Below are 17,748 nucleotides of genomic sequence, written 5' to 3' on the forward strand. Positions count from 1 at the left end.
CGCGCGTCGAGCCCCTCGGGTCCGCCTCCGTGTTGCGCGGCCTCTCGTCTCGCCGCATCTTCGCAGCGACGTCGAGGGTCTCCCGGCCCGCGCGAATCGCAACGTCCGTCAGGAGCCGCCATGTCGAGCCTCGCCGAGGGCGGCGAACGCGCCGCAGAGCCGCCGATCGACCGGTCGGGCCGTTCCGGTTCGATCGGCCTCGTGGCGCTGCTGGCCGTCGCCCTCGTCGGGGCGGGGCTCGCGATCTCGTTCCTGAAGGGCGAGGAGGCGCAGCCGTGGATCCTCGCGCTGCTCGCGATCCTTTCGGTCGTCGGCGTCTTCGCGCTGTTCGCCGCCGCCATCGGCCTCGTGCAGGTCGGCTCGCGCGGCGCGCGCGACGAGCTTTCCCGCGCCATCGTCGCGACCGACGAGCACGGCGTGCTGGTGACCGACCAGAGCGGCCGGATCGTGCTCGCCAACGACGCTTATCTCGACCTCACGCGCGCTGAAGGGCCCGCCGCCGCCCGGACGGTGGAGCGCGTCTTCGCCGGCAACGCCGACGTCGCCGAGGCGATCTACCGGCTCTCGCAGGCCGCGAGCGGCGGCAAGCGCGCCTTCGAAGAAGCGCGCGCGACGCTGCCGGACGGGCGCGGCGCCTGGTTCCGCATCGGCGTGCGGCCGGTGACGCGCGCCGGCGCCGCGGAGACGGTCTGGACGCTCTCCGACGTCACCGGCGAGCGCGAGCGCCAGGAGAACGTGTTCCAGGAGCTGCAGCATGCGGTCGACTTCCTCGACCATGCGCCCGCCGGCTTCTTCGCCGCCGAAGCCGACGGCTCGATTGTCTATATGAACGCCACGCTCGCCGGTTGGCTGGACCAGGATCTCACCCGCGTCGGCCCCGGCGCGCTGAAGCTGCGCGACATCCTTGCGGGCGAAGGCGCGGCGCTCGTCGAGGCGGCGGCCCCGGCCCCGGGCGGCACCTCGACCGAGATCATCGACGTCGATCTGAGGACCCGCGGCGGCCGGCCGACGCCGGCGCGGCTGCTGCACGCCGTCGCCTGGGGGCAGGACGGGGCGGCCGGCGCCTCGCGCACGCTCGTGCTCGACCGCGGCCCTGGCCAGGACGTCTCCGAGCCCCTGCGCGCCGCCGAGGTGCGGTTCGCGCGCTTCTTCAACAACACGCCGCTCGCGATCGCGACCGTGGACGCGCGCGGCCGGATCGCCCGCGCCAACGCGCCCTTCGCCAAGCTTTTCGGCGACCGGCTGCGCGGGGAGGGCGACGAGCGCTCGGTGTTCGCCTGCCTCGCCGCCGAACGCGACCGCACCGCGCTCGAGGCCGCGGTCTCGGCGGCGGCGCGCGGGGAGGGCGACATCGCGCCCGTCGAGGCGACCCTGCCGGGCGAGGCCGGACGCTCCGCGACGCTTTTCGTCACCCGCGTCGACGATCGCGACGGCGACGACGAGGCGGCGGTGGTCTACGCGCTCGACACCACCGACCAGAAGGCGCTCGAGGCCAAGTTCGCCCAGAGCCAGAAGATGAACGCCGTCGGCCAGCTTGCGGGCGGCGTCGCGCACGACTTCAACAACGTGCTCACCGCGATCATCGGCTATTCGGACCTGCTGCTCGCCAATCACCGGCCGACCGACCCGTCCTTCCAGGACATCATGCAGATCAAGCAGAACGCGAACCGGGCCGCGAGCCTCGTTCGCCAGCTGCTGGCCTTCTCGCGCCGCCAGACGCTGCGCCCGCAGGTCATCGCGCTCGGCGACGTGCTGGCGGACGTGCGCATGCTGCTTTCGCGGCTGCTCGGCGAGAAGATCAAGCTCGAGGTCGTGCACGGGCGCGACCTGTGGCTGATCAAGGCCGACCTCAACCAGTTCGAGCAGGTGATCATCAACCTGGTGGTGAACGCCCGCGACGCCATGATGGACGGCAAATCCGGCGCGGAAGGCGGCCTCGTCACCATCCGCACGCGCAACATCGCCGCCGCCGAGGTTCCCGCGCTCGGCCACGCCGAGATGCAGGCGGCGGACTACGTCCAGATCGACGTCGAGGACACCGGCCCCGGCATTCCGTCCGAGATCATCGACAAGATCTTCGAGCCGTTCTTCTCGACCAAGGAAGTGGGCAAGGGCACGGGCCTCGGGCTCTCGACCGTCTACGGCATCGTGAAGCAGACCGACGGCTATGTGTTCGCGGTCTCCGAGCCCGGCCGCGGCGCGATCTTCCGCGTGTTCCTGCCGCGCCACCACGCCGTGGCCGAGGACGAGGCCAAGCCCGCGGTGGCGGCCGCCGCGCCCCAGCAGGACATGACCGGCTCCGGCACCGTGCTGCTGGTCGAGGACGAAGACGCGGTGCGGGCCTTCGGAGCCCGCGCGCTCGCCTCGCGCGGCTACACCGTGGTCGAGGCGCGCTCGGGCGTTGAGGCGCTCGAGCAGATGAAGACCCACGGCTCCGAGATCCAGCTCGTGGTCTCGGACGTGGTGATGCCCGAGATGGACGGGCCGAGCCTGCTGCGCGAGCTCCGCAAGACGCAGCCGACGCTCAAGATCATCTTCGTGTCCGGCTACGCCGAGGACGCCTTCAAGAAAAACCTGCCCGAGGGCGAGACCTTCTCGTTCCTGCCGAAACCCTTCAGCCTGAAGCAGCTCATCCAGGCCGTGAAGGAGACGATCGGCGACGGCGCGGCGGGGAGTTGAGTCCGCGAGGCCCTCGCGTGGAGCCGCGGCCGTCGTCGCGGCCTTGAGCCCGGGCGGAGAACTGAAGGTCTGTTCAATCAAGGCGTTTCGGTTCGTCCGGCGTCTTCTGTTTCGCCGGCGGATCTGGATCCCGGCTCTCCGGCCGGGACGACGGCGGCGGGTTCTGCGATCGATTCGCCAGACGATCCGCGCCCCCGGATCAACCGCTAGCGTGTTCCGCTCGCCCTCAACCCCATATGTTCTACTTGTGTTCCGTGAACAAAAACGGTACATCTCATCGCGTTGAAGCCCCGCAGCAGCCCGTGCCATAAGGAGCCCCCGCGATGCCCCAGCCCTCGCTTCGTCTCGTCGAAGGAAGCTCCATGGACAAGACCAAGGCGCTCGACGCCGCCCTGTCTCAGATCGAGCGCGCCTTCGGAAAAGGCTCGATCATGCGACTCGGCGCCGGGCAGGCCGCGGCCGAGATCGCGACCGTCTCCACCGGCTCGCTCGGCCTCGACATCGCGCTCGGCGTCGGCGGCCTGCCGCGCGGCCGCATCGTCGAGATCTTCGGCCCGGAAAGCTCGGGCAAGACCACGCTTGCGCTGCACACCATCGCCGAGGCCCAGAAGAAGGGCGGCGTCTGCGCCTTCGTCGACGCCGAGCACGCGCTCGATCCGGTTTACGCCCGCAAGCTCGGCGTGAACCTCGAGGATCTGCTGATCTCGCAGCCGGACACCGGCGAGCAGGCGCTCGAGATCGCCGACACGCTGGTGCGCTCGGGCGCGATCGACGTGCTGGTGGTCGATTCGGTCGCCGCGCTCACGCCGCGCGCCGAGCTCGAGGGCGAGATGGGCGAGGTGCAGCCCGGCCTTCAGGCGCGCCTGATGAGCCAGGCGCTGCGGAAGCTCACGGGCTCGATCTCGAAGTCCAACACCATGGTGATCTTCATCAATCAGATCCGCATGAAGATCGGCGTGATGTACGGTTCGCCCGAGACCACCACGGGCGGCAACGCGCTCAAGTTCTACGCCTCGGTGCGCCTCGACATCCGTCGCATCGGCGCCATCAAGGAGCGCGACGAGGTCGTGGGCAACCAGACCCGCGTCAAGGTGGTCAAGAACAAGGTCGCGCCGCCGTTCAAGCAGGTCGAGTTCGACATCATGTACGGCGAGGGCGTGTCGAAGACCGGCGAGCTGATCGATCTCGGCGTCAAGGCCGGCATCGTCGAGAAGTCGGGCGCCTGGTACTCCTATGACAGCCAGCGTCTCGGCCAGGGCCGTGAGAACGCGAAGGTCTATCTCAAGGAGAACGTCGAGATCGCGCGGCGGATCGAGTCGGAGGTTCGCCAGGCCTCGGGCATCATCGCCGAGAAGATCTTCGACCAGGTCGACCCCAACGATCCGGACGTCGACGCCGATTAAGCAAGAGCTCGCGACGGCCTCGCGACGAGCGGGTCGGCTGACCGAGAGGGTTTCAGAAAGGCCCGCGCCGGCTTCTCCGGCGCGGCCTTTTCGTCGTCGAGGGCGGCGGCGGACGGGATTTCTGGACATCGCGAGAACGCCCTGGCTATGGTGCCGCCGCGCCCCGTGGCGCGGCCGCGAGCGCCGCGCCACGGGGCGCCGGTCATTTCCGGCGACGCCTGCCGCGTCGCCCTCCGGGCGACCGCCTTTTCTAGAGATCCAGGCGAACTTCAGCGCGATGAGCGGCGTCAACGAAATCCGCAAGACCTTCCTCGACTACTTCGCGACCGAGGGCCACGCCCCGGTCGCCTCGGGTCCGCTCGTGCCTCGGAACGACCCGACGCTGATGTTCACCAGCGCCGGCATGGTCCAGTTCAAGACGCTGTTCACCGGCGTCGAGAAGCGCGCTTACGCCACCGCGACCACAGCCCAGAAATGCCTGCGCGCCGGCGGCAAGCACAACGACCTCGACAATGTCGGCTACACGGCGCGCCATCTCACCTTCTTCGAGATGCTCGGCAATTTCTCGTTCGGCGACTATTTCAAGGAACGGGCCATCGAGCTCGCCTGGAACCTCGTCACCAAGCATTTCGACATTCCGGCGAGCCGGCTGCTCGTCACCGTCTACATCGACGACGACGAGGCGGCCGATCTCTGGAAGAAGATCGCGGGCTTCTCCGACCGCCGCATCATCCGCATCGCAAGCTCCGACAATTTCTGGGCCGCAGGCGAGACCGGCCCCTGCGGGCCGTGCTCGGAGCTCTTCTTCGACCAGGGCGAGAGCGTGTTCGGCGGCCCTCCCGGCAGCGCGGACGAGGACGGCGACCGGTTCCTCGAATTCTGGAACCTGGTCTTCATGCAGTACGACCAGATCGCGCCGGGCGACCGCCGCGACCTGCCGCGCCCCTCGATCGACACGGGCATGGGCCTCGAGCGCATGTCGGCGCTGCTGCAGGGCGTCCAGTCGGTGTTCGAGACGGACCTCTTCCGCGCGCTGATCCGGGCGAGCGTCGAGGCCTCCGGTGTGCCGGCGGAAGGCGCAGCGCTCGCGAGCCACCGCGTCATCGCCGATCACCTGCGCGCATCGAGCTTCCTCGTCGCCGAGGGGGTGCTGCCGGGCAACGAGGGCCGCGGCTACGTGCTCCGCCGCATCATGCGCCGCGCCATGCGCCATGCGCAGCTCATCGGCGCCAAGGAGCCGCTGATGCACCGCCTCGTGCCCGCGCTCGCGCGCGAGATGGGCGGCGCCTACCCTGAGCTCGTGCGCGCCGAAGGCCTGATCGCCGAAACGCTGGAGCGCGAGGAGACTCGCTTCCGCCAGACGCTCGCGCGCGGGCTCGGCCTTCTCGACGAGGCGACCGACGGCCTGACGTCCGGCGGCAGCCTCTCGGGCGAAACCGCCTTCAAGCTCTACGACACCTACGGTTTCCCGCTCGATCTCACGCAGGACGCCCTGCGTCCGCGCGGCATCACGGTCGACACCGCCGGCTTCGACGCCGCCATGGCCAAGCAGAAGGCCGAGGCGCGCGCCGCCTGGTCGGGCTCGGGCGAAGCCGCGACCGAAACGGTGTGGTTCGGCCTGCGCGACCGCGTCGGAGCGACGGAGTTTCTCGGATACGCGGAAGAAAAGGCGCAAGGCGCCGTCGTCGCGCTGCTTCGCGACGGTCAGGAGGTCGAGCGGCTGAACGCCGGCGAAACCGGCGCGGTGGTGCTGAACCAGACGCCGTTCTACGCCGAATCCGGCGGTCAGGTCGGCGACCACGGCTCGATGGCGGGCGACGGCGCGAAGCTTCGCGTGACGGACGTCTCCAAAAAGCTCGGCGACCTCTTCGTCCATACGGTCGAGGTCACGGAAGGCTCGGTCGCGGTCGGCGACGAGCTGACGCTCGAGGTCGAGCATGCGCGCCGCTCCGAGGTGCGCGGCAACCATTCCGCCACCCATCTGCTGCATGAAGCGCTGCGCCTCACGCTCGGCGACCACATCGCCCAGAAGGGTTCGCTGGTCGCGCCCGATCGCCTGCGCTTCGACTTCAGCCACCCCAAGCCCATCTCGGACGCCGAGCTGAGCGAGATCGAGCGGCTGGCCAACGCCGTCGTCTGGCAGAACGATCCGGTGGTCACCCGCGTGATGCCGGTCGCCGACGCCATGGAGTCGGGCGCCCGGGCGCTCTTCGGCGAGAAGTATGGCGAGGAGGTTCGCGTGGTCTCGATGGGCCGCGCGGCCGAGGGCTCGAACAAGGCGTTTTCGGTCGAGCTCTGCGGCGGCACCCATGTGGCCTCGACCGGCGAGATCGGGCCGATCACCATCGTGGGCGAGAGCGGCGTGGCGTCCGGCGTCCGCCGCGTCGAGGCGCTCACCGGCGAGGCGGCGCGGCTTTATCTCGAAAGCCAGAACGCGCGCGTCGCCGATCTCGCGGCGCTGCTGAAGGCCCCTGAGGCTGAGGTCGTGGCCCGCGTGGAGACTCTCATCGAGGAGCGCAAACGCCTCGAGCGCGAGCTCGCTGACGCCCGCAAGAAGCTCGCCATGGGCGGCGGAGGCGGCGGCGCGCAGGACGCGACCCGCGAGGTGGGCGGCGTGAAACTGTTCGCCAGAACCGTCGAAGGCGTCGAGATGAAGGATCTCAAGGGCCTCGTCGACGAGGCCAAGAAGTCGCTCGGCTCCGGCGTCGCGGCGATCGTGGGCGTCACTGCCGAGGGCAAGGCCGGCGTGGTGGTGGGCGTCACGGCGGACCTGACCGCGAAGTTCAACGCCGTCGACCTCGTGCGCGTCGCCTCGGCGGCGCTCGGCGGTTCGGGCGGCGGCGGTCGGCCCGACATGGCGCAGGCCGGCGGACCGGACGGCGCGAAGGCGGCCGAAGCGCTCGACGCGGTGGCGGCCAAGCTCGAGGCGGCCTGAGCGGACGACGCAGCAGCCGCTTGAGCCGATGGGGACGTTGGCGCAGTCAGCCGATCGTTCGCGCGGCGAGCTTCTGCCAGACGACATGCCGGCGAGGCTCGGGCCGAACGAGCATCCGTCGGCGAAGACGCAACGAAAAGGCCGCCGGGCGATCGCCGGCGGCCTCGTCTCTCTCCGGCGATCGTGCGCCGTGACGCTTAGCGGCGGTCCTGCGGACCGCTGACCTCGGCCGAGGGCTCCTCGCTCATCTGCGCGTCAGACCTGTAGCCGCGCGGCTCCGAGACGGACCGCGTCTCATATCCGCGTTCCGATCCGCGCCGCAGCTCCGCCGAGCGATAGCTCTCGGACGGCGCGACCATCTGCTCCTCAGCCGCCGAATAATCGCCTCTTGCGACCGTGTCCTGCTGGATGGTGCGGTGCGCGGCGGCCCCGGCCTGCCCCTTGCCGTCGACAGGGCCAGACTGGGCGACCGCGTAAGTCGCGCTCGAGGCGAGAATGGCGGCGGCGAGAGCGGCGTTTCTGAAAATCATAGACATAATTGTTTCCTGTACAGTTTCGATGCGAGGCGCCGAAGTCTGGCGTCGGGCTTCGACAGACCAACAGGTCGTGGCGCCGCATCGTTCCGCTGAAAGTCAGCGTCGCGAAAATCGTGATCGACTTGCACAGTCGATGTCCTGTGGCGCGAAATTAGGCGGGTTTGGATCGGCGCTGGTTGCTGATCTTGATCTCATGCTCGATGCGAGCGACGCGCTTGCGGTCCAGCTTGGTCTTTTCGACCATGGTCTGCTGCGCTGCGCCCACGCCGGTCGGCTGCGGATGGACAGGCGTCGCCTGCGCCGAGGCGTAGGTCATGGCGGCGGTCACGAAGCCGAAGAAAAGCGCGGTCTGTTTGGCCGAGTCCGTCATCGTCGTCGTCCCTCATCTCGTTCAAGGCGGCCCTGCTTGCGCACGGTGACGCCTCTCGACAATGGAAGGACGGTATCGGGGCGCGGATGAACCGCGCGCGAAGCAGCGATTTAGGTGAGGTTCAGAGAGATGAACGCGGGTTCATAATGTCTGTGCGACAGTTGGCGGTAAGATGCGCCGAGAATGTGGGGCCAAACACGACGTCACGCCACCGCCTTTGCGCAGGTGATCATGACTTCGGATTATGGGATAAGCATCGAGCATGACGGGCGGCGCGGCCAGAACCGCGCCGCCACGCCGAAACCTCAGGCCATGGCCTTCTGGAGGTTCTCGTCGACCTTGTCGAGGAAGCCCTCGGTGGTCAGCCACTTCTGCTCGTCGCCGACGAGCAGCGCGAGGTCCTTGGTCATGAAGCCGCTCTCGACCGTGTCGACGCAGACCTTCTCCAGCGTCTCGGCGAAGGTCTTGAGCTGCGCGTTGTCGTCGAGCTTGGCGCGGTGGCCGAGGCCGCGGGTCCAGGCGAAGATCGAGGCGATCGAGTTGGTCGAGGTCGCCTTGCCCTTCTGGTGCTCGCGGTAGTGGCGGGTGACGGTGCCGTGCGCGGCTTCCGCCTCCATGATCTTGCCGTCCGGGGTGGTGAGCACCGACGTCATCAGGCCGAGCGAGCCGAAGCCCTGCGCCACCGTGTCGGACTGGACGTCGCCGTCATAGTTCTTGCAGGCCCAGACATAGCCGCCGGACCACTTCAGCGCCGAGGCCACCATGTCGTCGATCAGGCGGTGCTCGTACCAGATCTTGGCGGCGGCGAACTTGTCCTTGAACTCCCCGTCGTAGACCGCCTGGAAGATGTCCTTGAAGCGGCCGTCATAGGCCTTGAGGATCGTGTTCTTGGTCGAGAGATAGACCGGGAAGCCGCGCGCGAGGCCGTAGTTCAGCGAAGCGCGGGCGAAGTCCTTGATGGACTCGTCGAGATTGTACATCGCCATGGCGACGCCTGAGCCCGGCGCGTCGAACACCTCGTGCTCGATCGTCGTGCCGTCTTCGCCCACGAACTTGATCGTCAACTTGCCTTTGCCCGGGAACTTGAAGTCCGTCGCGCGGTACTGGTCGCCGAAAGCGTGGCGGCCGACCACGATCGGCTGCGTCCAGCCCGGCACGAGGCGCGGCACGTTCTTGCAGATGATCGGCTCACGGAAGATCACGCCGCCGAGGATGTTGCGGATGGTGCCGTTCGGCGAGCGCCACATCTTCTTGAGGCCGAACTCCTCGACCCGCTGCTCGTCGGGGGTGATCGTCGCGCACTTCACGCCGACGCCGTGCTTCTTGATCGCTTCCGCCGCCTCGACCGTCACCTTGTCCTCGGTCGCGTCGCGGTGCTCGACGCCGAGGTCGTAGTAGTGCAGGTCGAGGTCGAGATAGGGATGGATCAGCTTGTCCTTGATCGACTGCCAGATGATGCGGGTCATCTCGTCGCCGTCGAGTTCGACGACTGGATTGGCGACCTTGATCTTGGACATGTGGCTCGGATCCTTCGGGAAGGGGGATGGTGCGCCGCACGCTCTAGCATGTGGGCGCGAACCCCGCCAAGGCTGAAGGGCGGTCACCAGTTCTGCTTAATCCCGAAGTAGCCCAGCAGCATGCGGCCGCCGGAGTTGGTTTCGGCCTCGAACTCGGCCGTGAGCGAGAGGCTCGGCGCGATCTCGACGCTGGTCTTGCTGTTGATCCAGAGGGCGTCGCGGGTGAGGTGGGAGGTTCCCCGGCGGGTCTGGGCGACGCCGCCTTGCGCGAAGGAAGCGTAGAAGCCGTGGCCGACCTTCTGCTCGCGCGCCCAGCCGACCTCGAGGCCCGACACCACCGCCTTGCGGCGTCCGACCGTTCCACGGAACTCCTGCTTTGCTTCGAGCGTGGTGGTCATGACGGACGGATCGGTCTCGACCGAACTCGAAAGCGAGGCGCCTTGGCCAAAGGAGCGCGTGAGGCGAGACGAAAAACCATCGGTCGAAGCGTCGAGCGGCGATCGGCTCCGGTCGGGGCGGCCCGCGCCATAGACCGACGCCTTGGCCGTCCATCCGGGGGCGAGTTCGAGGCCGCGCGATCCCGCCGCCGAACCCTCGGAGAACGGATCGTCGAGGTCGTCCGCGGCGTCTGACAGCCGCAGCGTCGCGCGGCGGCGGGAGGTGAGCCCGTCGGCGTCCGGCGCCCGAAACAGCGCCCCGGCGAAAGCCGGCGCCATCGCGGCGCTCCGGCGCTTCGCGGCGACGGCGCCCGAGGGCGAAGTCGCGATCGCGCAGGCCATGGCCGCGGACAAAGCTCTCCCGAAGACGGCGTGCAACGCGCGCGTCATGGTGAAGTCCTGTGAAATATAGATGCGATCTTGGCGCCGAACGCCTGCGCATCGGCCGTATCTATGCTTAGCGCATCCAAGCTGACGCGAAGCTGACCCGCTGCGTCAGGCAGGCATGGGGCGGCGTCCGTTAGGTCTTGTCTCCATCGGCTCGGGGCCCGCAGCCCTCATCCCGCCGAACCCGAGAAAGGATACGTCATGATCGTTCGTACGCTCATCGCCCTCGGCGCTCTTGCGGTCGCCGGCGCGCTTCCCGCTTCCGCCGCCGTCGCCCCCGCCACGGACGCGGCCGTCTCCCACCCGGCCGCCGCGCTCGTTCTCGCCCGCCACGGCGCCGACGACGGCGCGAACCACGACAAGAACGACGACAAGGGCCATCACAAGCGCGGCTCCGGCCACGCCTCGGCCTCCGACGCCGCCCCGATCGTGCTCGCCCGCCACGGCGCCGACGACGGCAAGAGCCATGACAAGAACGACGACAAGGGCGGCCGTCGCGGCCGTGGCCGCGGCAAGGACGACTGACCTCAGACTGACCTCAGCGGCGGCGCCTCCCCTCGCGCCGCCGCAGCCGGAGCCGGCGGCGCGCCGCCTCTCCGCGCATTCCTGTCTTGCGCTGCAGCATCTGGCGCGCGGGACCCGGGGGGCTACATGAGCCGGAACCTCTCAGGAAGTTTCCGGCGATCCCCATGTCCAGCACCGAGACCCTTGGCGCGAGCCGCGCGATCGACGAGGCGCCGAGCACGGCCGTGGTGCTGGCCGCGGCGGTGGCCTGCGGGGCGATCGTCGCGAACCTCTATTACGGCCAGCCGCTCGTCGACCTGATCGCGCGCGATCTCGCAATCGCGCCGTCCGCCGCGAGCGCGGTCGTCGCCCTGTCGCAGATCGGCTACGCGGTCGGCCTCATCCTGATCGCGCCGCTGGTCGACATCTTCGAGAGCCGGCGCCTGCTCACCATCACGCTCGGCTTTGCGGTCGCGGCGCTCGTCGTAGCGGCGCTCGCGCCGACCGGTTCGGTGTTCCTCGCCGCAGCGCTGCTGATCGGCGTCTCGTCGGTCGCCGCGCAAATGCTGCTGCCGCTCGTCGCCGGCATGGCGCCCGAGGCGACCCGCGGGCGGGTGGTCGGCACCATCATGAGCGGCCTCTTGTTCGGCATCCTTCTCGCCCGCCCTGTCGCGGGCGTGGTCGCGGATTTCTTCGGCTGGCGCGCGGTCTTCGCGCTTTCCGCCGTGCTGATGGCGGCCGTCGCGCTGATGCTGCGCGCGCTGATCCCGTCGCGGCGGCCGGAAGGCGGCATCGCCTATGGGGCCTTCCTCGCCTCGATGCTCGACCTCTGGAAGACCTATCCGGAGCTTCGCCGCCGCGCGCTCTACCAGGCGACGATGTTCGCCGCCTTCTCAATGTTCTGGACCGCCTCGCCGATGCGGCTGTCGGAGGGCTACGGCCTGTCGCATTCGCTTATCGGCCTGTTCGCGCTGGCAGGCGCGAGCGGCGCGTTGATCGCCCCTGTTGCGGGCCGTCTCGCCGATCGCGGCTTCACCCGCCCCGGCACGCTGCTCGCGATCTCCGCCGTGGTGATCGGCTTTGCGGCCGCGGCCGGCGACCTCTGGATGGGCGTCGCGGCGCTGCTGTTCGGCGCGGTGGTGCTCGACATGGGCGTGCAGGCCAACATGATCTTCGGCCAGCGCACCATCTACGGCCTGAACCCTGCGGCGCGCGGGCGCATCAACGGGCTTTACGTCGCGGTTCTGTTCCTCGGCGGCGCCTTCGGCTCGTCGATCACCAGCCCCTTGATGACCAATTTCGGCTGGGCCACGACTGCGCTCGTCGGCGCGGCCTTGCCCCTGGCGGCGCTGCTGTTTGCTTTCGCCGAGCGTCGCAAGGCCTGACGGTTTTGGCTGACGCGTGCTATCGGGGCGCTCCGTAACGTCCCAGTGAACGCGCATGGCCGGCACCGACCACACCAAGCAAGACCTCTCGCTGAGCCTGCCCTCAGGCCCCGCGATCGTTCTCGTCGAGCCGCAACTCTCAGAAAACGTCGGTTCGGTCGCGCGCGCCATGGCGAACTTCGCGCTCGCCGATCTGCGGATCGTGAACGGCCGCGCGAAAGCCTCGGACGAGAAGGCGCGCATCTTCTCCGCCGGCGCGACCCATGTGCTCGACGCGGCGCGAAACTTCGAGACCGTCGAGGAGGCGATCGCCGACGCGACGCTGGTCTTCGCCACGACCGCGCGGGAGCGGGGGCAGGCCAAGCCCGTCGACGCGCCGGAGGCGGCGGCCGCCCGCGCGCTCGGCGAGATCACCGCTGGCGGGCGGGTCGCGATCCTGTTCGGGCGCGAGCGCACGGGGCTCGAGAACGACGAGGTGGCGCTCGCCGCCCGCGTCGTCACCTATCCGGTGAACCCCACCTATGCGAGCCTCAACCTCGGCATGGCGGTGCTGCTCATGGGCTACGAGTGGTTCAAGGCCGCGGCCGGCGGCGCGCCTGCCTTCGAGATGCCGTCCCGCGCGCGTCCGCCCACCCATGAGGAGACGCTGGCGCTGTTCGCCCATCTCGAGGGCGAGCTCGAGGAGGGCGGCTTCTTCCGCTCGGCCGACAAGCGCGCCTCGATGGTCCGCAACATCCGCAACATGATCCACCGGATGGAGCCGAGCCTGCAGGACGTCCGCACGCTCCACGGCATGGTGGCGGCGCTCGTCGACGGGCGGCCGGGCCCGAAGGGCAGGGGTCGGACCTATCTGAAGCCGCTGAAGGACGCCGACGACGTCACCTCCGGGAGCTGAGCGGCCCCAGCAGCCCGGCAAGCGCGCCGATGGCGGCGGAGCCGAGCGCCACCAGCCCGTCGGGAATCGCGATCACGAGGCGCTGGGCCGCCTCGACGAGCTTGTCGGCCGCGGCGTCGGGGTCCGGAGCGGCCGCCCCTCCGGCCGCGGCAGGCGCGGCGCCGGGCGCCCCTGCCGCTGGGTCCACGGCTGCGGCGGTTTCGGCGATCAGCGGACCCACCTGACGCCAGGCGAGAAAGCCGATCGCCACCACGACGATCACCGAGACGAGGCTGAGCGCAGTGACGGCGATGAGATAGACGCGGCTGTCGGCGTAAGCCTGCGTGAGGTCGCGGTCCGCCTCGGTCTTTTTGAGCGCGAGGCTGTTCGCGCCGTCAGTCTGCGCGATCGACTTGTCGACGAGCCCCTGCAGAACCTGGGGTTGGCCAAGCGTCGTGACGAAGTTCGGATCCTTGACGATCTCGCTCGAGATGACGTCGGCCATCACGTTGGCGGATCGGGGGTCGTTCGAGGCCATGGCGGTTCGGTCTCCGGCGGTGTCGCGACAGAGTGTGACGAAGCGAAAAAGCACGTAATACGTGTAATTGTAGATATGGTTGCGTCAGGGTTGTATTTCGGACTCGTCAGATCTCGTAGACGAAGCTCGCCATGTCCGGTTCGCCGAGGTCGCGGAGCTCGGCGAGCGAGGCGCGGTCGAGCACGTCGGCGATCGCTTCGCGAACCTCGAGCATGACGAGCCTCACCTCGCAGGTCTCCTGGTCCTCGCAGTCCTGGCAGGCGGAGAAGGCCGACTTGCTCGCGCAGGCGATCGGGGCGAGGGGGCCGTCGAGAACGCGCAGAATCGCGCCGACCGCGATCTCTTCGGGGCGTCGCGCCAGCATGTAGCCGCCGGTCTTTCCCTTCTTGCTCCACAGCATGCCGGCGTTGCGGAGTTCGCCGAGGATGGCGTCCAGAAATTTCTTGGGGGCGCCGATGGCGCTCGCGATGTCGGCCACGAAGGCCGGCGAGCCCTGGGGCAGCTTCGCGAGATGCGCCATGGCCTTGAGCCCGTATTTCGCTTTCTTGGTGAGCATCCGGCCCTCCGCCTTGCGCCCCTCTCGCGTTCGTCGCGAAGGCTGCGTCGGCGGTCCGAAATTATATAATCTATCGAAATGATCAAATGTATCTTGACGCGGCGCCGCGAGAGGGACATCGTCAGCCTTGTTCCGGTCGATCCCTGAAGTCCCCCCCATCGACCGGGGCCGCGGTTTTTGAAGGGCAGCTTGCGCCGCGATCCCCAAGGCTAAAGCGCCGCGACGCGCGCCGGCGCTTCGTGGAGACCCTCACGGAGCGTCGGCGTGTCTTTCTCCTTGATGTCCTCAATGTCCCGACTCGAGACCCGGCCCATGAGCCGGCGATGTCGCCGCTGAAACGACGCTTCGCCCGGCGCTGGAGCCGGGCTCGCTTTTTCCAGGGACAATCGAGATTCAAGGGAGCGCGCGAGCCGGAGCGCCGCGCGTCGCGTCATGAATTCTGCAGTGCTGATCGAAATCCACGGCGTCGAAGCCGGCCTCGTCGTTCGCGACGAACGCGGACAGTTCCGCTTTTTCGCCGCGGCCCGCGAGGCCTTCCGGTTTGAGGGCCGCTTGTTCCGCAGCGCGGCGGACGCCCGCCGCGCCGTCGCCGAAGCGATCGATCCGAAGCCTTCGCGCAGAGGCGGGTGAGGGCCGCTCGGGTCCTTGGACCCTCGCGGGCTTCCGGTTTTACGCCTTCGCCGTGAACAGGCTCGAGATCGCCTCGTCCATGAAGCTGGCGCTCGACGAGGCGTAGGTCCCGCGGGCGCTGAGCAGCTCCGACAACGACGTGAGCAACTGGTCTGTCTCGTCCTCGGTCTCGTCCGACGCCTCGGATCCGCCTCCCGCGGGCGGCGCCGGCGGCGGTCCGCCTGGCCCTTGAGGACCCTGAGCCGTGCGGAACGCTTCGTCCTCGTCCGAGGAAATCTCGCCGTCGCCGTCAGAGTCGATTTCGGAGAACAAGCTTTCGACGTCGTCCGACGAGACCGACTTCGGCCCTGCCGCCGTAAACTCGTCGAGCGAGATCGAGCCGGAGTCGTCTGCGTCCGCTTCGGCGAAGAAGCCTCCGCCCGGGCCGCCTGCGCCGCCGGGCGGCGGCGGGCGGGCCGCCTCCTGCGCGCCGAGCAGGGCGCCGGCGCTTTCGGACGAGAACTTGGCGAGCCCCTGGGCGATTTCGCCTTCGGTGAGCGAACCGTCCTCGTCTGAGTCGAGCGAGGCGAAGGCCCTGGCGAGCGCGTCCTCGCTCTTGTCGGCTGACGTCGTCTCGAGGCTCTGCCCGAGCGGGGTGAACTCCTCGAGCGACGCCGTCCCGCTCTTGTCCTGGTCGAGCGCCTTCATCATAAGGCTCGAGAGCATCGAGCTCCCGCCGCCGACTGCTCCAATGCTCATGGCCCGCATCCTTTCGCGTGACAGGGCGACTTTGTCCTCCGCGGCCATCGCGGGAAAAAGCGCTGTGACGGAAAGGCTTGCGCCGCGACGATCACGCGAACGTTAACAAACCGCCCCTGAAACAACTCATCACGGGCGGCAACGTTCGGTTACGAGGCGCGGCGGCTCCAGGCGGTTGCTGCGTCACCCTGCGCCTTCGCGAGCGGGAGCGTGACGACCTGGACGAGGCCGCCCGAGGGCCTGTTCGCGATCGTCAGCCCGCCGCCGTTGCGGGCCACGATCTCCTTGGCGATGGCGAGGCCAAGCCCTGCGCCGGGCGTCGTGGCCTTGCGCGCCGGGTCGACGCGGAAGAACGGCTCGAAGGCGCGTTCGAGCAATTCGGGAGGGATGCCCGGTCCCTCGTCCTCGATCGCGACCACCACCTTGTCGGGCGTCACGTCGACCGAAAGCGTCGCCGACAGTCCATGGGTCGCGGCGTTGACCACGAGGTTGCGCAGCGCGCGCTTCATCGCGAGCGGCCGAACCAGGGCCCGGGCGGGCGCAGCGCGCGTGACGCGCACCGGCAGTCCGATCTCGCTGAGCTCCGCGGCGATCTCGCTCGTCATCTTGGCGACGTCGGCTGTCTGAGGCGCGTCCGGGTCGACCTCCTCGCGCACGAGCCGGATGGCGCTGTCGGCGATCCGGTCGAGCTCTTCGAGGTCGGCCAGCCATTTGCCGCGCTCCTCGTCGTCGGCCAGGAACTCCGCCCGCAGCCGCATGCGCGTCATGGGGGTGCGCAGATCGTGCCCGGCGGCCGCGACGAGCCGCATCCGGCTCTCCATCGCGGTTTTGAGGCGCAGCGACAGCTGGTTGATGGCGCGCGCCGCGGCCCGCACTTCGGGCGGCCCTTCCTCCGGCAGCGCCTTGAACTCGCCGTCCGGGCCGACGGCCGCGACCGCGCGCTCCAGAACGGAAAGCGGACGCGTCGAGCGGATCACCACAAAGGCCGCGAGCCCCGCGACGCCGATCGCGATCAGCACCAGCCAGAACGCGAAGACCAGCCACTCGCGACGGCCGGGGCCCGGCGGCGGGCCGGTCTCGATCGAGAGCCATCGACCGTCGGAAAGCCGCACGGCCGCGGTCGCGGGCGCGCCGGGCGCGGGTTCGACCACGCGCGCCTCGCCGTGCGCGCCCTCGCGCCGAAGCGCTTCCTCGAGCTTCTCGGACGCGCTCTCGATCTCGGGCCCGGGCGGCGGCGCGGAGCCGATCGAGACGGCGCCGCCGGCCACCAGCTTCTCGAACTCCGCCGTCGACAGCCGTTCGACGGCGCGGACCGCCATCGCGAGCTGGGCCGCGGCGCGGCGCGGACCGCCGGGCGGCGGCGGGGGCCCCAGAAACTGCAGCGCAAGGACTGTCGCGACCCCGACCACAATCAGGATCGCAAGCGTCAGGAGCGCGGCGACGCGGACGCCGAGAGCGTTCATTCGGGCGCCGCCTCCGTCTCCACCCGGGCGGTCATCTGATAGCCGCCGTTCCGCAGCGTCTTGAGGATCTGGAACGCGCCCTGGTCGCCGAGTTTGCGTCGCACCCGGCTCACGAGCACGTCGATCGATCTGTCGAACGGTCCCAGGCTGCGCCCCTGCGTGATGTCGAGCAGCTGCTCGCGCGACAGCACGCGGCCCGGGCGTTCGAGAAACGCCATCAGCAGGTCGAACTCGCCGGCGGTCAGCGGCACCTCAGCGCCGGTCTCGTCGACCACCCGGCGCGAGTCGGCGTCGGCCGTGAAGCCTGAGAAGCGATGGCGTCGGCCCGAGGCGGGCGGCGTCTCGCGCTGCTCGCCGGTCCGGCGCAGCACGGCGCGGATGCGCGCCACCAGTTCGCGCGGGTTGAACGGCTTTCCGACATAGTCGTCGGCGCCGATCTCGAGCCCGATGATGCGGTCGACGTCCTCTTTCAGCGCCGTCAGGAGGATGACGGGCACGCCAGACGTCGTCCGGAGGTCGCGGCAGAAGTCGACGCCCGAGCCGTCCGGCAGCATCACGTCGAGCACGACGAGATCGGGCCTGCCGCGGTGCAGCTTTTCCTTCAGCTCCTTCAGGCTCGCGGCGAGCGAGACCCTCAGGCCCTGGGTCTGGAGATAGCGCCCGAGAAGCTTGCGGATCTCCTCGTCGTCGTCGACCACGAGGATGTGGGGAGAAGCGTTCACGTCGGTCCTGTCTTTCGCCGAGACGCGTCGGCCCTCGTCGAGAACGACCTGCCGGCGCGAGGCGCTTTTTAGCC

The 17,748-nt window shown here is 69.2% G+C and carries 16 protein-coding genes; 7 read left to right on the top strand and 9 right to left on the bottom strand.

The annotated features are described in order from the left end of the window. Positions 1-120 precede the first annotated feature (120 nt). The 3 genes from cckA to alaS all read left to right on the top strand — a co-directional run bounded on the left by cckA (position 121) and on the right by alaS (position 7,017). Complete coding sequence (gene cckA / locus ACFOWB_RS05895) at positions 121-2,679, top strand: cell cycle histidine kinase CckA (RefSeq protein ID WP_378146210.1); 2,559 nt, start codon at positions 121-123, stop codon at positions 2,677-2,679. A gap of 323 nt (positions 2,680-3,002) precedes the next feature. Next, the gene (recA, locus tag ACFOWB_RS05900; protein ID WP_261404181.1) at positions 3,003-4,082 is read left to right on the top strand and encodes a recombinase RecA; all 1,080 of its coding nucleotides are present in this window, start codon (positions 3,003-3,005) and stop codon (positions 4,080-4,082) included. Positions 4,083-4,359: 277 nt separating this feature from the next. Then, positions 4,360-7,017 (top strand): alanine--tRNA ligase, encoded by a 2,658-nt coding sequence (alaS, locus tag ACFOWB_RS05905; RefSeq protein ID WP_378146213.1) that lies wholly within the window; start codon positions 4,360-4,362, stop codon positions 7,015-7,017. 197 nt (positions 7,018-7,214) lie between these two features. On the opposite strand, the gene ACFOWB_RS05910 is transcribed toward alaS, so the two are convergent. From ACFOWB_RS05910 to ACFOWB_RS05925, 4 genes are all read right to left on the bottom strand, one after another. Further along, on the bottom strand, positions 7,215-7,553 hold the full coding sequence (locus ACFOWB_RS05910) for a hypothetical protein (RefSeq protein WP_378146215.1): 339 nt from the start codon (positions 7,551-7,553) through the stop codon (positions 7,215-7,217). 151 nt (positions 7,554-7,704) lie between these two features. Continuing rightward, on the bottom strand, positions 7,705-7,923 hold the full coding sequence (locus ACFOWB_RS05915) for a hypothetical protein (protein WP_261404179.1): 219 nt from the start codon (positions 7,921-7,923) through the stop codon (positions 7,705-7,707). A gap of 305 nt (positions 7,924-8,228) precedes the next feature. Further along, on the bottom strand, positions 8,229-9,440 hold the full coding sequence (locus ACFOWB_RS05920; RefSeq protein WP_261404178.1) for an NADP-dependent isocitrate dehydrogenase: 1,212 nt from the start codon (positions 9,438-9,440) through the stop codon (positions 8,229-8,231). Between the two features lie 83 nt (positions 9,441-9,523). Next, positions 9,524-10,267, bottom strand: a complete 744-nt coding sequence (locus ACFOWB_RS05925) for a hypothetical protein (protein ID WP_261404177.1) — start codon at positions 10,265-10,267, stop codon at positions 9,524-9,526. A 198-nt stretch (positions 10,268-10,465) separates the two neighbouring features. On the opposite strand from ACFOWB_RS05925, the gene ACFOWB_RS05930 reads away from it, so the two are divergent. From ACFOWB_RS05930 to ACFOWB_RS05940, 3 genes are all read left to right on the top strand, one after another. Continuing rightward, complete coding sequence (locus ACFOWB_RS05930) at positions 10,466-10,789, top strand: hypothetical protein (RefSeq protein ID WP_261404176.1); 324 nt, start codon at positions 10,466-10,468, stop codon at positions 10,787-10,789. Positions 10,790-10,953: 164 nt separating this feature from the next. After that, the gene (locus ACFOWB_RS05935) at positions 10,954-12,153 is read left to right on the top strand and encodes an MFS transporter (RefSeq protein ID WP_261404175.1); all 1,200 of its coding nucleotides are present in this window, start codon (positions 10,954-10,956) and stop codon (positions 12,151-12,153) included. Positions 12,154-12,208: 55 nt separating this feature from the next. Beyond that, complete coding sequence (locus tag ACFOWB_RS05940) at positions 12,209-13,048, top strand: RNA methyltransferase (RefSeq protein ID WP_261404174.1); 840 nt, start codon at positions 12,209-12,211, stop codon at positions 13,046-13,048. Here ACFOWB_RS05940 and ACFOWB_RS05945 read toward each other — a convergent pair. Next, positions 13,032-13,565, bottom strand: a complete 534-nt coding sequence (locus tag ACFOWB_RS05945; RefSeq protein ID WP_261404173.1) for a hypothetical protein — start codon at positions 13,563-13,565, stop codon at positions 13,032-13,034. The two genes, ACFOWB_RS05940 and ACFOWB_RS05945, sit on opposite strands and share 17 nt — an antisense overlap. A gap of 106 nt (positions 13,566-13,671) precedes the next feature. Further along, entirely contained in the window at positions 13,672-14,121 is a 450-nt protein-coding gene (locus ACFOWB_RS05950) for an RrF2 family transcriptional regulator (RefSeq protein ID WP_261404172.1), read from the bottom strand. Between the two features lie 444 nt (positions 14,122-14,565). Here ACFOWB_RS05950 and ACFOWB_RS05955 point away from each other — a divergent pair, with 444 nt between their 5' ends. Further along, positions 14,566-14,751: a hypothetical protein gene (locus ACFOWB_RS05955; protein ID WP_378146220.1), complete on the top strand. Its 186-nt coding sequence runs from the start codon at positions 14,566-14,568 to the stop codon at positions 14,749-14,751. Between the two features lie 39 nt (positions 14,752-14,790). Here the strand turns inward: ACFOWB_RS05955 and ACFOWB_RS05960 are convergent, their stop codons facing one another. The 3 genes from ACFOWB_RS05960 to ACFOWB_RS05970 all read right to left on the bottom strand — a co-directional run bounded on the left by ACFOWB_RS05960 (position 14,791) and on the right by ACFOWB_RS05970 (position 17,674). After that, the gene (locus ACFOWB_RS05960; protein WP_378146222.1) at positions 14,791-15,489 is read right to left on the bottom strand and encodes an EF-hand domain-containing protein; all 699 of its coding nucleotides are present in this window, start codon (positions 15,487-15,489) and stop codon (positions 14,791-14,793) included. 149 nt (positions 15,490-15,638) lie between these two features. Next, positions 15,639-16,952 (bottom strand): ATP-binding protein, encoded by a 1,314-nt coding sequence (locus ACFOWB_RS05965; RefSeq protein WP_261404169.1) that lies wholly within the window; start codon positions 16,950-16,952, stop codon positions 15,639-15,641. Continuing rightward, entirely contained in the window at positions 16,949-17,674 is a 726-nt protein-coding gene (locus ACFOWB_RS05970) for a response regulator transcription factor (protein WP_261404168.1), read from the bottom strand. The genes ACFOWB_RS05965 and ACFOWB_RS05970 overlap by 4 nt, the downstream gene beginning before the upstream one ends. Positions 17,675-17,748: the final 74 nt, after the last annotated feature.

The sequence above is a fragment of the Chenggangzhangella methanolivorans genome, from assembly GCF_042648545.1.
Taxonomy (GTDB): Bacteria; Pseudomonadota; Alphaproteobacteria; order Rhizobiales; family Methylopilaceae; genus Methylopila; species Methylopila methanolivorans.

Excerpts from the sequence above, each read along its gene's own strand:
- cckA (WP_378146210.1), top strand. The coding sequence starts at position 121 with ATGTCGAGCCTCGCCGAGGGCGGCGAACGCGCCGCAGAGCCGCCGATC.
- recA (WP_261404181.1), top strand. The coding sequence starts at position 3,003 with ATGCCCCAGCCCTCGCTTCGTCTCGTCGAAGGAAGCTCCATGGACAAG.
- alaS (WP_378146213.1), top strand. The coding sequence starts at position 4,360 with ATGAGCGGCGTCAACGAAATCCGCAAGACCTTCCTCGACTACTTCGCG.
- ACFOWB_RS05910 (WP_378146215.1), bottom strand. The coding sequence starts at position 7,553 with ATGTCTATGATTTTCAGAAACGCCGCTCTCGCCGCCGCCATTCTCGCC.
- ACFOWB_RS05915 (WP_261404179.1), bottom strand. The coding sequence starts at position 7,923 with ATGACGGACTCGGCCAAACAGACCGCGCTTTTCTTCGGCTTCGTGACC.
- ACFOWB_RS05920 (WP_261404178.1), bottom strand. The coding sequence starts at position 9,440 with ATGTCCAAGATCAAGGTCGCCAATCCAGTCGTCGAACTCGACGGCGAC.
- ACFOWB_RS05925 (WP_261404177.1), bottom strand. The coding sequence starts at position 10,267 with ATGACGCGCGCGTTGCACGCCGTCTTCGGGAGAGCTTTGTCCGCGGCC.
- ACFOWB_RS05930 (WP_261404176.1), top strand. The coding sequence starts at position 10,466 with ATGATCGTTCGTACGCTCATCGCCCTCGGCGCTCTTGCGGTCGCCGGC.
- ACFOWB_RS05935 (WP_261404175.1), top strand. The coding sequence starts at position 10,954 with ATGTCCAGCACCGAGACCCTTGGCGCGAGCCGCGCGATCGACGAGGCG.
- ACFOWB_RS05940 (WP_261404174.1), top strand. The coding sequence starts at position 12,209 with ATGGCCGGCACCGACCACACCAAGCAAGACCTCTCGCTGAGCCTGCCC.
- ACFOWB_RS05945 (WP_261404173.1), bottom strand. The coding sequence starts at position 13,565 with ATGGCCTCGAACGACCCCCGATCCGCCAACGTGATGGCCGACGTCATC.
- ACFOWB_RS05950 (WP_261404172.1), bottom strand. The coding sequence starts at position 14,121 with ATGCTCACCAAGAAAGCGAAATACGGGCTCAAGGCCATGGCGCATCTC.
- ACFOWB_RS05960 (WP_378146222.1), bottom strand. The coding sequence starts at position 15,489 with ATGAGCATTGGAGCAGTCGGCGGCGGGAGCTCGATGCTCTCGAGCCTT.
- ACFOWB_RS05965 (WP_261404169.1), bottom strand. The coding sequence starts at position 16,952 with ATGAACGCTCTCGGCGTCCGCGTCGCCGCGCTCCTGACGCTTGCGATC.